The sequence below is a fragment of the Deinococcus taeanensis genome (assembly GCF_020229735.1).
GTDB classification, from domain to species: Bacteria; Deinococcota; Deinococci; order Deinococcales; family Deinococcaceae; genus Deinococcus; species Deinococcus taeanensis.
The window spans coordinates 201,732-217,342 of the sequence record NZ_CP083457.1 but is presented as its reverse complement, the minus strand read 5'-3'; the positions used below and the strand labels follow the sequence as shown (position 1 = coordinate 217,342).

The following is a 15,611-nucleotide window of genomic DNA, read 5'->3' as shown; positions in this document are numbered from 1 at the left end:
GACCCGCACAGTACATTCATAAATCCTCCGTTCGCGTTCCTGTCAAGGAGACCACCATGCGTAAGTTCGTGTTATTTACCCTGTCCATGGCGCTTGCCGCCGGTGCACAGGCCCAGGGCACCATCAAGATCGGGGCCATCACCTCCGTCACCGGCCGCTTCGCCGAGTTCGGAAAAATGCAGCTGGCCGGGTTTAAAGTCGGGGTGGCCGAAGTCAACCGCAAAGGCGGCATCGGCGGGCGCAAGATCGAACTGGTTATTGAGGACAATGCCTCGGACGTGAACAAGGGGCTGGCCGCTGCCGAGCGCCTGGTCAATGCAGGCGTGCCCCTGGTCATCAACGAATACAGCAGCTCGCTCGTCAAGGCCCAGGCGCAGTACCTGGCCCGGCAGAAGGTGCCGAACCTCGTCGTGACGTCCAGTGGTGACGACATCACCCAGCCGGGGAGCGAGTACACCTTCCGCCTCAACCAGCCCGCCACCGAATACGCCCGCGTCATTCTGAGCATCTTCCGTGACAAGAAGTTCAAGACCATGGCCGTCATCGCCGGCACGGGAGCCTTTGAGAAGAGCGTTGCGGACGCGGCCCAGACGCTGGCCAAGCAGTACGGGATCACCATCGTCGAGGACCAGCGCTACGATAAGGGCCTGACGGACTTCCGCCCGGTCCTCAACCGCATCAAGGCCAAGAACCCCGACGGCCTCCTGATGGTGTCCTACGCTGAAGACAGCGTGGCCCTGATGCGGCAGGCCCGCGAAGTCGGCGTCAAGCCGCGGCTGTTTGCCGGAGGGGCCGCCGGTTTCGCCCTGCCCGAGTTCATCAAGGACAGCGGCAGCGCGGCGGAGAACGTCATCACGGCGACCGCCTGGATTCCGCAGCTGCGCTACCCGGGCGTTCAGAAGCTGAACGTGGAACTCAAAAAAGCGCTGGGTGGTGCGGACCCCAGTTATCACGCCGCCCAGGCCTACGCCGGCGTGATCGTGGCGGCCGAAGCCATCAGCCGCGCCGGCAGCACCGACCGGGAGAAGGTTAAAGCGGCCCTCAACAGCCTGAACATGCAGACTGCGTTCGGGCCCATCCAGTTCAAGGACTTTGACGGCTTCCGCAATCAGAACCCGCTGGCCATGGTGGCGCAGCAGGTGCAGGGCGGCAAGTTCGTGCCGGTCTACCCCAAGAGCGTGGTGCCGCAGCCCATCAAGTTCGAGCGTTGAGTTTCCTGGGGACCAGCAGGTCCCACCGGCGGCGCCACTCTTGCTGGCACGAGCTCACAGGCACGCAGCGCAGGTCGACCACCCCCGGGGAGCGCAACATTGGCGCTCCCTGTTCCTCACTCCGAAGGAGCCCACATGGACCCAGTTGCCGTCACGGCTTTTTTTCAGACCCTGGTACAGGGCCTGCTGACCGGGGGGCTGTACGCCCTGATCGGTACAGGTCTGAGCCTGATTTTCGGCGTCATGAAGGTCATCAATTTCGCCCACGGCGACTTTCTGGCCATCGGGATGTTCATCAGTCTCGCGCTGTTCAAGACCTTCAACATCGACCCCTACCTGAGCCTGCTGGTCGCCGCGCCCGCGGGTTTTGCCCTGGGCTACGTGCTTCAGCGCTTCGTGCTGACCCGGCTGGGCGACCGTCTGGGTGAGGGCAGCATGCTGGCCACCCTGGGCCTGGGCCTGATTATCAGCAACACCCTGCTGCTGGGGTTCGGGGCGCAGCCGCAGAGCATCAACGTGCCGTACGCCAGCAGCACGTTCTCCTTTGCCGGCGTGCAGGTGAGCATTTCGCTGCTGATCGCGGGCCTCGGAACGCTGGCAGTGATTGCCGGTCTGAATCTGCTGCTCTACCGCACGGAGCTCGGACGGGCCATCCGGGCCACCGCCCAGAACCCACTGGGTGCCGAACTGCAGGGCGTCAAGACGGCCAACATCCAGGCCATCGTGTTTGGTCTGGGCGTGGCCTTTGCCGCCATCGCCGGCGTCCTGCTGATGCCCCTGCTGTATGCCTTTCCAACGGTGGGCGAGAACTACACCACCAAGGCCTTTATCGTGACGGTCCTGGGCGGGCTGGGCAACCTGCCCGGCGCCCTGGTCGGCGGCCTGGTGCTCGGCGTGATCGAGTCGCTGGGAGCGTTCTACGTCAACAACAACTACCGCGACGCCTACGGCCTGGTGGCCTTCCTGCTGGTGTTGCTGCTGCGCCCTGAAGGCCTGTTCGGGAAGACGGTGAAGCGGGTATGACCGCAGCGCCTGTGACGCTCAAACGGCCCCGCGCCCTGACCTTCGGCAACCTGTGGCTCAGCGCCGCCGTCCTGGCCGTGCTGTTCTTGTATCCCTTTGTGTTCGGCAAGACCATGAATTTCGGCATCTCCACCGTGATCTTTGCCGGACTCGCCATGAGCTGGAACATCCTGGGAGGCTGGGCGGGCCAGACCAGCCTGGGCCACGCGGCGCTGCTGGGCATCGGGGCCTACACCATGACGCTGCTGGCCACGCCGGAGCGCGTCCCGGCGTTTTTCGGCGGGCCCGTGGCCCCCTGGTGGGGCGCCCTGATCGGCATGGTCCTGGCGGTCGTTCTGGCGGCGGTCTGGGGTGGACTGACGTTCCGGCTGCGCGGCAGCTACTTCACCCTGTCCACGATCGCGGTGGCCCTGGTGATCCGCCTGGTGGCCATCAACAGTGAATGGACCGGCAGCAGCGAGGGCCTGTTTATGCCCGAACTGCCCACAGTCTTCGGGCTGGACCTGTTCGACCGCCGGACCGAGTACTGGCTGGCGTTCGGTTTCGTGACGCTGACCCTGCTGGTGACGCACCTCATCCGCCGCTCGCGCCTGGGGTACGCCCTGCAGGCCGTCAGGGAAGATGAGGACGGGGCCCGGGCCCTGGGCATTGACCCAACCCGGATGAAGATGATCGCCTTTATGATCTCCGCTGCCCTGACCGCTCTGGGGGGCTCGCTGTACGCGATCTATCTGCAGGCCTTCGAGCCCCATACGCTGCTGGAACTGCCGATCAGTGTCCAGATCGCCCTGATGGCCATCATTGGCGGGCGGACCAGCATTCAGGGACCGCTGATTGGTGCGGTGCTCCTCGCGACCTTTGGGGAGATGTTCCGCAACGTCTTTAGCAATGCGAACCTGTTGATCTACGGGGTACTGATCCTGCTCGTAACCCTGTTCGCCCCCAACGGCATCATGGGCCTGTTCTCGCGCGAGGGCCGGAAATTGGGGACCGCAAGATGACCGGCCAGCCTGTCTCGCCGGAACTCACCACCTTTCCCGGTGAGGTAATTCATGCGCCCCAAGGCCCCCCTCTGCTGCTGGCGGAGGGCGTCACCGTGCGCTTCGGGGGCGTCACGGCCGTCAAGAACATCAGCCTCGCGGTGCGACCCGGGGAGATTCTCGGGCTGATCGGTCCGAACGGTGCGGGCAAAACGACCCTGTTCAACGCGCTGACCGGATTTGTGCGGCCCAGCCAGGGCCGGGTCTCGTTTGACGGACGGGACATTACCCGGGTGCAGCCCCAGGTGCGTGCGCGGCTGGGCATGGCCCGGACCTTTCAGGTCGAGCGCCCCTTCGAGGACCTGAGTGTGCTGGAAAACGTGCTGGTGGCCGCCTTCCTGAAGTACCGGGGCCGCGCGGCGGAAGATCACGCCTACTCGGTGCTTGACCGGGTTGGCCTGGCGGACCGCGCCGCCCAGCCGGCCGCGCAGCTTAACCTCGCCCGGCGCCGCCGCCTGGAACTCGCCAAAGCCCTCGCCATGGAGCCGCGGCTGCTGTTTCTTGATGAGAGCATCGCTGGTCTGAACCCGCCGGCCCAGCAGGAGATGGTGGCCCTGATCCGCGAACTGGCCAAGTCGGGCATCGGCATCGTGATGGTCGAACACATCATGCACGTGATCATGAGCCTGTCGGACCACGTGATCTGCATGGCCTTCGGCGAGTTGCTGGCCGAAGGCGAACCGAAGGCGGTGGCCGCCCATCCAGACGTCATTCGCGCCTACCTCGGAGACGACCATGAGTAATCAGCAAGCTTCACGTGCCGCCTCCGACCGGGTCCTGGAGGCCAGCGGCATTGAGGTCGCCTACGGTGAAGTGCAGGTGGTGTTCGGCGTGTCGCTGCACGTGGACAAAGGCGAGCTGGTGGGACTGGTGGGCGGCAACGGCAGTGGAAAAAGCACCATCCTGCGCGTGCTGTCCGGCATGCTGAAGGCCCGCGCCGGGACCGCCACCTACCGGGGGCAGAACCTTAACGGCGTGCCGCCTCACCGCATTACGGACATGGGCGTGGCCCACGTGCCGATGGGCCGGCAGCTGTTTGGTCAGATGACGGTGGAGGAGAACCTCCTGATGGGGGCTTACCTGCCCCGGACCAAGGGCAACCGGACCGCCAACCTTCAGAAGGTCTACGACTTCTTCCCGAGCCTGACTGGGAAGCGCCTGAGTCCCGCTGCCGCGCTTTCGGGGGGCGAGCAGCAGATGGTGGCCATCGGCCGCGCGCTGATGAGCGAGCCTGAAGTGCTGCTGATGGATGAGCCCAGTCTGGGGCTGGCGCCGCTGGTGGTGTCGGAAGTCATGCGGGTGATCGGCAGTTTGCGTGAACTGGGCCTGACCGTGCTGTTGGTCGAGCAGAATGTCCGGCAGGTATTGCGGGTGACGGACCGCACTTACGTGCTGGAACTGGGACAACTGGTCAAGGAAGGCCCCAGCCGTGATTTAATGGGCGATCCGGACATCATCAAAGCGTACCTGGGCGTCTAAACCACAACTGCACCCATGAGGGATGCAGGTCTGTTTCCGGACAGAGGCAGATTGGGCCCGGCGCCGGCACCGCCCAGACCGTCGCCCCTGAGTACCCCTTCTACGTCACGGAGCGCTCGGACACCCAGCCCCGGCCCAGGCCGGAAGGGCATGGGGAGCTCAGCGACAAGTGGGTCGGCGCAGGCCACCTCAAGATCGGGGACAAGGTCAAACAGGCGGACGGCACGGTTGGCCTCGTTGCCAACGTCATTATTGATAACGGCATAAGTTAAAGTCCATCAAATGTTGAGGCAGGTCGATGTACCGAACCCGTTGCCAGGCCGTCGTCAGCTTCGCTTTCAGCACGCCCACTGAGCGGGCACAGAAGTTCCCCAGCACATTGCGCTTCACGTACGCCCACACCAGCTCGATGGGATTCAACTCCGGAGCGTACGGCGGCAAAAACACCAGCGACAGGCGTTCGTGGATCTCCACGAACGCCTGAGTTGCCTTCGCTCGGTGAATGCCCGCGTTGTCCAGCACCACCACGATCTCCCCCTGCACATGGCGCATCAGATGCTGGAAGAACCGGATGACGTCCCCACCCCGGATCGCCCCATGCTTCGTGTGCTGGAAGAATCGACCGTCCGAAGTGATCGCCCCGATAGTCGAGCGTTTTTCCCAGTTGGCCGGGAGTGTGACCAGGAGCGTGACGCCCCTGGTCGACCACGTTCGTCTTCGCACACCGTTCAGCGAGAAGCCAACCTCATCCAGGTCCACCAGGGTTGCGCCCTGCGCGACCTTTTTTTCCCAATTCCGGCGCCACCTGTTCTTTCCAGGACGCGATCCGGAGTTCATTGCGTTCTGCTGCCCGTCCATCCGGCATCTGGGGCGTGAACCCCAGCTGACGAAGAATTCTCCGGACGTGATCGGGGTGGTACCACACGTCGAAGTGCCGCCCGATCAGGTCTGCGACTCGTCTGGTGCTCCAGGTCGGGTCAGGGAAGCCATGGTGCAGCGCACCCTCCCTCAGGAGGGTGCGGACTTGTTCGAGCTGGGCGGTGGTGAGTCGGGAGGGGCGTCCTGTCGTCACCGTGGCCTGGAGACTGCCGGTGCGCTTCAGGCGTTTCTTCCAGTTGCTGACGGTGTGTACGGACACGCCGAAGTGCTGGGCAATCACCTGCTGTGAATGCTGGCCCCCTTGAAGCCAGGGGGTCGCCGCCAGTCGACGTTCCTCCAGCTGCGCTCGGGAGTATTTGGATGGATGCCATTCAGCCACACCTCCAGCATACCAGCTCGTATTTACGTCGTTATCAATAATGTCCAGAAGACCCAGGAGATGTTCAACCTCACCGTCAGCTAGGCTCACACCTACTACGTGGGGAATGACGGCTGGCTGGTGCATAATTGTGGTCCAGACTTTAGCTCACTACCCACCGCGTTGCGAGGCAAAGCGCAGAAATTTAATGACCTCGAGTGAAATGGGATTGATGGAAATGCCCAGGTCCGGATTGAGGTAAACTCCGAAACGGAGGCCTTAGAATTGTACCGGGCTGTTCTTTTAGGTAGAGGTCTGCCACCGTTTAGGAATACAACTGGAATGCAACCAAACGAAGCGCAGGCCGTCCTTATGCCGAATGATATGAACGTTCATTGGGATACAACAGTTGATCCTAGGACTGGCCTGCTAGTGGGTCACCCGGCGAAAGACCCTTTTGCAGCAGTGCCTCATCTGCAAGTTCACTTACCGGGGGATAAAAATGGGCGTATATATATTACTTGGCCAAAAAAATAATCGTATATATATGTATAACCCTAAATTGGTTTCTCCGGTAAATCAATTGAATGCGAAATATGGTGGAAGAATATGCAAAGAATTAAGGAGCGCATCTAGTGGTATAAGATATTGGATTTGCATTCATAGAATCAGGATGACGGATCGTTATGTCCTGAGAAGCTTTTCTGTTGATGAAGAACTATGTACCGGTGAGTTTGATCTAAGCGATGAAGTCCTAGAGCATATTGAAGAAGCGGAGTTTGATTCATTAGCTCACTTGATGCTGTATATAAGCAATAATCACAACGAGCGTATACATGAATTCACCTCTCCATCGTCTGCAGGTGTACCACTTTAGCGCCTGAATTTTGGCAAGGTGATTCCATAGTATTTGGGGTATGTGATTAGCGACGCAGGCTGATCAGGACGTCAACGGGGTCCTGACCACGCAACCGCGCGGTCTCCACGGTGGACTTGATGCGCATGTACGTCTGCGCGCCCAGTGCATTCTTGCTGCACTGCGAGACTTTCCGGGCGATCACCACCGACCGCAGGCTCCGTTCCGCCGCATTGTTCGTCGGCGGGATATCCGGGTCGACCAGAAATCTCAGCAACCGTCCCTGTCGATGCTGCTTCAGCAGGCCCAGCCGCAGGCGTTCGTTCCCCGGGGTCTTCAGTGGGCGCCGATACAGCAGCGCCTCCAGGCGCAGGGTGAGTGCCTCACCCTGCACTCGGTACTCGTCCCGGTTGCATCCTCCACGACGGTGATGGGCATGCAGCGCCATCAACGCCCGACACACCTCCGCCAGACGCTGCCCATAGTCCCGGCCGCGTCCCCGTTTCCCCTGAACCTGCTCGCTGGTGGTCTGTGCATTGCGCAGGACATGGGCCAGGCACTTCTGTTGCTGGACACCTGCCAGCGTGTGACTGTCATACACTGTGAAGCGGTCACACACCAGCACGCCCCCGAAGTCGTTGCCGATCACCGCGCGCAGCTCCGCATTCGTGTGCTGGAGGTTCGCCCGGAAGACGACGGTATCTGCCGACCGGAAGGTGCTCACCCAGGCCTGAGTCGCGTCCATTCGCCAGCCGGTGTCGTCGTGGTGTACGTAGGGTGCTGCCCGCAGCGCCCGTTCCAGCGCCGTGACGTGCGTCGCCAGTGGGCTCCCATCACGCGCCAGACGCTGTGCCGCCTGGGTGATGGCGCCCTGAGTCACCTGAAACCCGGTCGTCAGACGCAACACCCGGGCGATGCGGCGCTGCGGGAGACCGACCTCGTGATGCAGCGCCTGGATGGTGGCCGCCAGACGGGGGCCGCACCGGTGGGCCGTGGCCCCGCGTTGGTCCGGTCGGAGATCGGCATGCGCGCCACGCACGGCCTGCCCGCACTGCGGGCAGGCCATCACCGGCACGTGATACGCGGTGATCTGCACGGTCTGAGCGGGCAGATCACTGATCCAGGCGCGGTCATGGCGCGTGAAGATCAACTCACCGACATATCCGCAGGCGGTGCACGTATTGGGCACGGGGACGTCGATGACGCGGTCCTCCTGCTCCCGAGCAGGAGGACGCTTGTATGTGAACACCCCCTCACCCGCACGACGACCGGCGGTCTTCGGGTGAGCCTTTCGGCTGCCACGACTGTGCGGCGCGGCATACTTGCGTTGCAGACGCTCCAACTGCTCGATGCGCTTCTGGAGCTGTTCGATCTGCTCGGCCTGCCGACGGATGATCTCGTGGAGATCCTGTTCCGTCAGCGGCGCGGTCATGCCGATCATCCTATTCGATGCGCTGTTGCGACCCGACGCCTGGAGGCGCTAATCAGATACTATTTGGGTTTGCGCGCCGCTAAAAACATTGGCGCCTCCTCTCGCAACTGACCCTCAACTGCCAGCCGCTCCACCCTCCCTTCTGGGACGTGGGGCGGCTTCACTCTTGAGCCCGATCCAAGCACCCGCAGAGTAGACAGCAAGCACCAGAGCGTGAGCCTCGGCTGTGGCTGCCTCTTCCATGAGCCTCTGTAACCCTCGCTCCGGCACCTCTGGCGGCCCAGGCAACTGATGCGGCCAGCAGCGTAAATCCTGCTCCAGCCAGCTACGTAGAGCGCCCCATAGCCACGCCTATAACTCCGGCGCGCTTTCCCACCATTTGGCCAGTACGGCCCCTCGCGCCAGGAAGGCGGCCTCGTCTCCATCTCGCACACTCGCTGTTCATTCTTGGTACAGCGGTTGGAAGACCTCGTTATGTCGTTGCTTGGCTTGCGGGTCAATTCGGCTCCACTCGCGCAGTGCAGTGCCGTTGCCCGGCTCACTCGACACGCGGTACCAGCGGCTGCGCCGGTTTGTCCGCTTCGAGTTTCCTGACCAGCTCTTTGTCCGCTTCGCGTTGTCCTTCCTCCCGGACGGCGAACTGCACCTGATCCTGGACCAGACCAATTGGAAACTGGGCCAACAGGACATCAATATTCTCTTGCTCTCTGCCGTCTGGGACGGCTTCAGCCTGCCCCTGATTTGGACCCTGCTCCCCATGGGGGGAGCAGCTCACAACAGGGGCGCGAAGCCCTCCTGACCCGATTCCTTCGGTGTCGTCCAAGCGGCTTCCTATTCCCCAAGTATGCCGTGCAGTCCCGGGAGGCGGTTCCCCGACGTTGGCATCCGTGATTTCCATCGGTGGGAGCGGTAAAAATTTTCCGGCGGTCATTGAAATCCCCCGAGTATGTCGCGCGGTGACAATCAGGCCCGTGGTGGGGGAGAAGGCAGGACTGGAGCGCAGATCGGGGGCCTCTCAGTCGCCAGAAGTCGCGGTTGCCTCGGGGTATGGCGACGCGACCGGCACTCGTGACCCGCATGGCTCCGGAGCACACCGATCTGGCGGGCTTGCCGTTCGAGGCGGCGTGCGGAGCGATCGCGGCGCGGCATCGGCTGAAGGAGCCGCACGCGTTCCAACTGGCGCCGGGCGGGGCGGTGCACTTGGTGCGGCTGTCGGACGGTGAAGCGCTGTGTGGTCGGGGGCCGCAGGTGTACGCGGGGGCGGCGCAGGTGACAGGACCGCTGACGTGCCGGGCGTGCGTGAAGGCGGCGGCACGTCGACTGCGGAGCAGTGCGGGTCGGCGAGGGTAACGCCGACCCGTTGAACGTGAAGCCACCCGGTTCGTTCTGAGGCATCCGTGGTGTGAATAGACGATGGACGCCAGGCGTGTCCTGGCGTCTGATGCCCTGCCGGGAGATTGAGTGAAGTCTGGTCACTTTAAGCTGACCGCCCGTCCGGTTGCTCGTAGACTGCTAGGCCGGGAGGCCCGACATGACGTTCGCTCACCGCCCCACCACCCGTAAGCGCGCCCAGCCGGTCGCGAAGCTGCCCTTGATCCCCGCCCTGTCTCCGGCAGAGCGGCAGCGCTCGGACGCCCGTCAGGCGCTGGCGCGTCACACGGCGCGTCCCGTCGCGGCGCAGCGGCAGGCGGTGCAGGCTCCCCTGAGGGCGGCCACGCTCGACCGTCAGGAAGCCCAGCGTCTTCAGCGGGAACGGCAGGTAGTGCAGGCACAGCTGAGGGTCCTGCCCGCCGTATCTGAACGGCCGCCTGTTTCGGTGGTCCGTCCCGTTCCGGCGAAACCCACAACCCCGGCCGAGTGGGTGACGGTGCTGCGTCACCGGGCCGCAGCCGTCGAGGGGCAGCGACTCGAATTGCAGGCGTTCGGTGAGTTTCAGGCCCTCCAACGGCAGGTGGCGCAGACCCTCGCACAGGGCTTCCGGGCAGACCGGGGCGATGCCCAGGCCCGCTACGCCAGCTACGGGGAGCAGCTCGCCACCCTGCAGCGCCATGCGCTCAGTGCTCCAGTCGCCCGCGTGGTGCTGGGGATGGTGCCACCAGTCGAACGGCTTCCACTTCAACGGGCCACCGACGAGGCCCTGCAGCGCCTTCAGGCCCAGGAGCAGACCGCTTTGATCCTCGAGAAGGCACAGGCTCTGCAACGGCAGCTGGCGGAACTCGACGCGGAGACTACGCAGCCCGTGCTGGCCCGTATCCAGGCCCGACGGGGCGCGGGCAATCCGTTACCCGAGGCGATCCGGCGGCACTTGGAGCGGGGCCTGAACCATGACCTGAGCCGCGTGCGGATTCACGACGACGCTGAAGCGGACAAGCTGGCCAAGGGCGTGAATGCGCTGGCGTTCACCACGGGGGCGGACATCTTCTTCCGCTCAGGTCACTTCAACCCGAACACGCAGTCGGGCCTGGAGCTCCTGGCACACGAGGTCACGCACACCGTGCAGCAGAGCCAGGGCCGCGTGGGCAGCGGCGTCGACCCGGACGCCGGGCTGGAACACGAAGCCCGCGCCATGGGAGCGAAACTCGCGCAGGTGATGCCCAGCCCGAAGAGTCTCCTGCCTCCGGTCGCGCACCGCAGTGGGCCGCACGTGCCCGGCGTCTACTCGACGGCCGCTGCGCTGGGCCGCGTGCGGGCTGGAGCGGCTGGGCACACCCTGCTCACGCCTTTACGGGCCCTGCAGCGGCACCCGGACATGACCATCCAGCGCAGCATGGTGAGCGACAAGCTCAGCGAACTGGCGGGCAACATTCCCGGCTACCAGCCCCTGACGATGGTCCTCGGCTTCGATCCCGTGGCCGGCAAGGCGGTCAAGACCGACCCGAACGCCCTCCTGACCGCCCTGGGGCGGTTCGTGCCTGGGCCCTTCAAGGACATGGTCAAGGTCGTGCGCGAGCAGAACCTGCTCGGCCAGGCCTGGACGTGGTTCAAGGGTGAACTGGGTCGACTTCAACTGGGCCGGGTGATCACAGACCTCAAGGCGGCCCTGACTGGCCTGCCGAACCTGGTCAAGGCCAGAGGCATTCTGGTGGCAGCCACCAATAACGTCAGGGTCCTGGTGGTGCAGTCCGCCCGCAAGCTGGCCGACATTGCCTTGACCGCCATCACCGCTGGGCTGGGTCCAGCGGGCAAGCACATCATGGCGCAGCTGCGACAGGCGGGGGACGTCATCACCCAGGTGCTGAAGAACCCCGGCCAGTTCGCCAAAAACTTGATGGGCGCCCTGAAGCAGGGCTTCATGGGCTTCGTGGGCCGGTCCGAACAGTGGATTCAGAAGGGGCTGGGTGACTGGTTGCTGGGCAGCGCCGACATCCAGTTCCCCAGGAACTTGAATGTCCAGGGCGTGTTGATGACGGCCCTGAGCATCATGGACCTGGGCTATGACGCGCTGCGCGCCCGTCTGGTCAAAGAGCTGGGCCCAGGCGCGGAGAAGAAGATCGCCTTCCTGAAGAAGGGCGGAGAGGCGCTGGGCCAGCTCAAAGGCAACGTCGGCAAGGCCCCGGAATTCAAGGCCGTGACCGGCCAGCTGGGCGGTCAGGTCATCGGCGACATCACGACCGAGGTGACCGAAACGCTGGTGAAAAAGGGTGTCCAGCGCGTGGCCTTGATGTTCAATCCGGCAGGCGCGGCGATCGGGGCCATCATGACGGCCTGGAGCACCATCCAGACCGTCATCGACAAGGGTAAGCAGATCATGGGCGTCATCATGGATGCCCTGAGCAGCGTCCGGGAGATCGCAGCCGGAAACGTGGCGGGCGCAGCCCGGTACGTGGAGCAGACGGTCGGCAAGGCGCTCCCTGTGATGTTCAGCTTCGCGGCGAACTTCCTGGGCATCGGCAATATCGGGGCGCGCCTCAAGCAGCTTGTGAGGGGCATGCGCCGGAAGCTGGGGATCGACCGGCTCATCGACAGCGTCATGGCGCGCCTGAAGAAGCTCGTGGGTGCCGGTCGGCAGGTGGCCGGACAGGCTGTCCATGCCGCTCAGGGCATGATCAGGGGCATCTTCAGCCGGAAGACCTTCAAGGCCGGCAAGGAGAACCACAGCATCTGGTTCGATACGAAGTCAGGCAAGCCTCAACTGTGGGTGGCCAGCACGCCCAGGGAAGCGCGCGTGCAGCTCCACTATGCCCACCGCGAAGCGGGCGTCAACGTCAGGAACTCGGGGGGCACGGTGGCATTGGGGGGTAGAAACTATACCGAAGCCGTCATCGATCATGAACGCGACCAGGGTGAGGCCAAGATTGCTGCCGCGTTGAACGCGCTCAGTGGCGGGAACTTCAGAACGCTGAGCACCAGGGAAAAATTGAACTCGTATTTCAAACAGCTCTCTGGTACCCACTTCAATGGCATCGAGCAGCACTTCAAAGTGCTCTTCAGCGTCGCCGATGCCCATCAGATGAGTAGATCGAAGCTGGACAAGAAGACATTCTACTTCAACCGGAAGCCCAGCCTGAACAAGAAAGAGTACGAGAGACAGGTCGGTTTCGCCAACACGGAACTGAAGGGCATGAGTGTGGAACTGTTCCTCAAGCGGCGCACGCAGACGCTGCTCACCAACAACATTGAGCGCGGCGAAATGGGTGTGGTCGAGAACGGCCGGGACTACAAGGAGAACGCGGCCATGAGCGGCATCCGGAAAGAAGCGGTGGGTCGCCTTCAGGTGCTCATTACCGCGACGAAAGATGGGACGGTCACCCCGGCTGAACAGACGGAGCTGGGGAAAACAGTCAAGTTGCTCAGAGACTCCCTGCGGAGTCTCAGGAAATACCGGAACGAGCTGGCAGCCAAGCCCAATCCGGGTGCGGAGGCCCGCAAGAAGATCATCTCGCTGGGTGACGCCATCACCAAGATCGAGGGGAATCTCTCGAGACTCGATCCGGCAAAAATCAGCAAGCTGGGGAAAGTGGCGGTGCGCCAGGTCTCGGCTTCCATGGTCGGCGCACTCGCGCTGCTGCACTCTCTGGACCAGATCGGCGGCGGTTCGGGACTGGTGTTTCCTGGCACTGGTCTGGACGCCTACGGCATCGCGCGGGTGAATTCCTCCATCGGCGCGACCTGGAAAACCCTGGCCGTCGAAATTGAGAATTACGTTCGCCAGAAGGTGTCGCCTGGCCACTACGCGGCGGTCAGCATGTCGCCCATCACCCTCTCTGTTCGCTGAGGTCCAGCATGTCACGCGCATTCCTTTCGAGAAACTTCGACAAACCGAACGGGGACATGACGGCCCCACACTTGAAGATCAATCATCCGGTGATCCAGAAGATGTACCAGAAGTATGGAATTTGCCGCTCGAAAGATCACTTCTTTCGAATTGTGGATCCGGAGGAATGGCAGGCGCACTATATGCCCTGGTTTCTCCTGATGCGCGACCAGGAGGAAGTCTTCGAAGGGCCGGAACTGTATCCATTCATGACCACGGCCTTCGGTTCCGTCTATGTCTTTGCGAATTTGCCCGATGAAGACCTGGTGGGTTATATCGATATCACCAGCAACTTCCACAGCATGGGCGACGCGGACTCCGTATTTTCGGGCAATCTGCTTGATCCGATCTTCCGTAGGTTCAATCTGAACGGCGACCTTTACGAACCGCTGTTGAAAACGGAAGGCGAGCCTGATGCGGACGAGTGTTTCGGATTTTTCCCGCCGATCTCACTGGGTGGGGAGAGGGAGCTCAAAAGTGCCAGGCGCGTCAAACTGCGTGAGCACCTGGGTTTCCTGGCCCAGGCATCAGGTCTACCAGACGTTTAGCGCGCGATGCGACGTTCCCAGCGCGCGCCCGCCGCATGGACAATCCTGTGCAAAGACGTGAAGATCGCTCGGCACAGCGCGGACCGCACGAGGCTGGTGGTGCTGGCCCGGCGAACCCTGAAGCCGAAGCTCCGGCTGCCTCCCGACTATGGCGTCTTCTGCCGATTCTGCCGGGGCGTGACCACCGGGTCGTTCGCACTCCTGAGGAGATTTTCTATGACGTCTACGAATTTCACTCGCCCCACCGATCACCTGGACAGCCACGCCAGGGCGCGGAAGTTCGCCGTGGCTCTGGGCATCACGGCGGGCCTGGGGCTGACGGCCTGCGCGCCCAAGGACATCACGGTGAATGCCTGGCACGACTTCCCGGGCCGGAAGTACTGCGAGGTTCCGGGAGGCACGCTGGCACTGGGCACGTCGGTCAGCGATAAGGCCCTCACCAAGATCTTCAACACTGGGTGCTGGCTATATGACCGGCAGGACTTCACGTTCATGTCCGACAAGGACGTGTCCCGGATGTACAGGATGTTCGGTGGGAAGGTGGAAAATGCAGGCAGCATCACGGGGATCAGTGGCCTGAGCCTGATGACTCGCAAACTCTCCCTTGCACAGTCGACCATCACCCTGTCGCCGGACGTCCAGGAACAGGACATGGGGTTCTACTACACTGGCTCGGTCATGCGCGCCCTGTTTAGGGACGGTGGAACGCTGTCGGCTGCAACGACCATGACGGGCGTGCAGCCGGTGGAACTGAACGATGCGGGGCGGCGCGTCGTGATCACTGGTGAAGGCCCGACCCTGGTCCGTGACCTGTACTCGGCGCCGGTTGAGGCGGCCCTGCGGGGGCTACAGACTTTTGTGTGGGAGAATTTGCAGGGCGGCGCGCAGACGCCCGGGCGTCACCGGGTGCAGACTGGCCTCCCGGCCGGCAGTGTGGTGGCGCTGATCATGCGCTTGAAGGACACGAAGATCATGGGCAGGACTGATCCTGTCTTCGCCTTCGAGGTGGCTGTCGTACAGCCCAACGGCTGGACCGAGTTCAGCGCAAGCTTCAGTCACCGTGTGCGAGTCAAACCTGGGCCTGAATTCACCGTCAAGCGCCTGCATCTCAAGGCAAGCGTGAACGCCCTAAGGACCGCCAAGTCTGAAACGCCCCAGGACGTGGACGCCGCCGTCATACCGGTCAGTGGCGTGCCGCTCGGTGAGATCGGCCAGACAGCCATCGCCCCGGTCAACCCGGAGTCCACGGTCCCCTGAGAGGGTTCTGATAACTTCACTTCAGTGGGACAGGAGGAGGGCAGTAGGCGGCTTAATTATCAAGCCGCGTGCTGCAGAGCCTCGCTCCAGAGGCGGAGTGTCTCGGTGTGGTTGCGTCGTCGAAGGTCGGCGGAAACGGTTGTTCGGGTGTGGCGGTGAAGATTCGAGACTCGGGCATGCAGGGCAAGGAATTCTTGCGTTCGCTGCCGTCGTTTGAAGACCGATTGCGCATCTGTGTACTGATGGTTCTGGCAACTTAATCTCAATGGGAGTG

11 protein-coding genes and 2 pseudogenes are annotated in these 15,611 nt (G+C 62.9%); 10 read left to right on the top strand and 3 right to left on the bottom strand.

Features of this window, described 5'->3' with window-relative positions; genetic code table 11:
* Window positions 1-56: 56 nt before the first annotated feature.
* The 5 genes from LAJ19_RS16765 to LAJ19_RS16745 all read left to right on the top strand — a co-directional run bounded on the left by LAJ19_RS16765 (window position 57) and on the right by LAJ19_RS16745 (window position 4,753).
* On the top strand, window positions 57-1,211 hold the full coding sequence (locus LAJ19_RS16765; protein WP_225523643.1) for an ABC transporter substrate-binding protein: 1,155 nt from the start codon (window positions 57-59) through the stop codon (window positions 1,209-1,211).
* A gap of 135 nt (window positions 1,212-1,346) precedes the next feature.
* Window positions 1,347-2,234 (top strand): branched-chain amino acid ABC transporter permease, encoded by an 888-nt coding sequence (locus tag LAJ19_RS16760; protein WP_225523988.1) that lies wholly within the window; start codon window positions 1,347-1,349, stop codon window positions 2,232-2,234.
* The gene (locus tag LAJ19_RS16755; RefSeq protein ID WP_225523987.1) at window positions 2,231-3,235 is read left to right on the top strand and encodes a branched-chain amino acid ABC transporter permease; all 1,005 of its coding nucleotides are present in this window, start codon (window positions 2,231-2,233) and stop codon (window positions 3,233-3,235) included. The genes LAJ19_RS16760 and LAJ19_RS16755 overlap by 4 nt, the downstream gene beginning before the upstream one ends.
* Window positions 3,232-4,017, top strand: a complete 786-nt coding sequence (locus LAJ19_RS16750) for an ABC transporter ATP-binding protein (protein WP_225523986.1) — start codon at window positions 3,232-3,234, stop codon at window positions 4,015-4,017. Before LAJ19_RS16755 ends, LAJ19_RS16750 begins: the two co-directional genes overlap by 4 nt.
* Complete coding sequence (locus LAJ19_RS16745) at window positions 4,010-4,753, top strand: ABC transporter ATP-binding protein (protein WP_225523985.1); 744 nt, start codon at window positions 4,010-4,012, stop codon at window positions 4,751-4,753. The genes LAJ19_RS16750 and LAJ19_RS16745 overlap by 8 nt, the downstream gene beginning before the upstream one ends.
* A 249-nt stretch (window positions 4,754-5,002) precedes the next feature.
* Here the strand turns inward: LAJ19_RS16745 and LAJ19_RS16740 are convergent.
* A protein-coding gene (locus LAJ19_RS16740) for an IS630 family transposase (protein WP_225523984.1) occupies window positions 5,003-6,011 on the bottom strand; the annotation gives its coding sequence in 2 pieces (ribosomal slippage) (window positions 5,003-5,542 and window positions 5,544-6,011; 1,008 coding nt in all).
* A 526-nt stretch (window positions 6,012-6,537) separates the two neighbouring features.
* On the opposite strand from LAJ19_RS16740, the gene LAJ19_RS16735 reads away from it, so the two are divergent.
* Window positions 6,538-6,867, top strand: coding sequence for a hypothetical protein (locus tag LAJ19_RS16735; RefSeq protein WP_225523983.1), 330 nt, complete (start codon window positions 6,538-6,540; stop codon window positions 6,865-6,867).
* 46 nt (window positions 6,868-6,913) lie between these two features.
* Here LAJ19_RS16735 and tnpC read toward each other — a convergent pair whose 3' ends face one another.
* On the bottom strand, window positions 6,914-8,278 hold the full coding sequence (gene tnpC / locus LAJ19_RS16730; RefSeq protein ID WP_225475167.1) for an IS66 family transposase: 1,365 nt from the start codon (window positions 8,276-8,278) through the stop codon (window positions 6,914-6,916).
* Window positions 8,279-8,792: 514 nt separating this feature from the next.
* On the opposite strand from tnpC, the pseudogene LAJ19_RS16725 reads away from it, so the two are divergent.
* The 4 genes and pseudogenes from LAJ19_RS16725 to LAJ19_RS16710 form a co-directional block, all read left to right on the top strand.
* Window positions 8,793-9,094 (top strand): annotated as a pseudogene (locus LAJ19_RS16725) (IS4 family transposase); the annotation flags it as partial.
* A 715-nt stretch (window positions 9,095-9,809) separates the two neighbouring features.
* A complete protein-coding gene (locus tag LAJ19_RS16720) occupies window positions 9,810-13,493 on the top strand; it encodes an eCIS core domain-containing protein (protein WP_225523982.1) in 3,684 nt (1,227 codons plus the stop codon).
* A gap of 8 nt (window positions 13,494-13,501) precedes the next feature.
* Window positions 13,502-14,080, top strand: coding sequence for a T6SS immunity protein Tdi1 domain-containing protein (locus LAJ19_RS16715; protein ID WP_225523981.1), 579 nt, complete (start codon window positions 13,502-13,504; stop codon window positions 14,078-14,080).
* 216 nt (window positions 14,081-14,296) lie between these two features.
* Window positions 14,297-15,337, top strand: coding sequence for a hypothetical protein (locus LAJ19_RS16710; RefSeq protein ID WP_225523980.1), 1,041 nt, complete (start codon window positions 14,297-14,299; stop codon window positions 15,335-15,337).
* A gap of 59 nt (window positions 15,338-15,396) precedes the next feature.
* Here the strand turns inward: LAJ19_RS16710 and LAJ19_RS16705 are convergent.
* Window positions 15,397-15,579: pseudogene (locus LAJ19_RS16705) on the bottom strand (IS6 family transposase); the annotation flags it as partial.
* Between the last annotated feature and the right edge of the window lie 32 nt (window positions 15,580-15,611).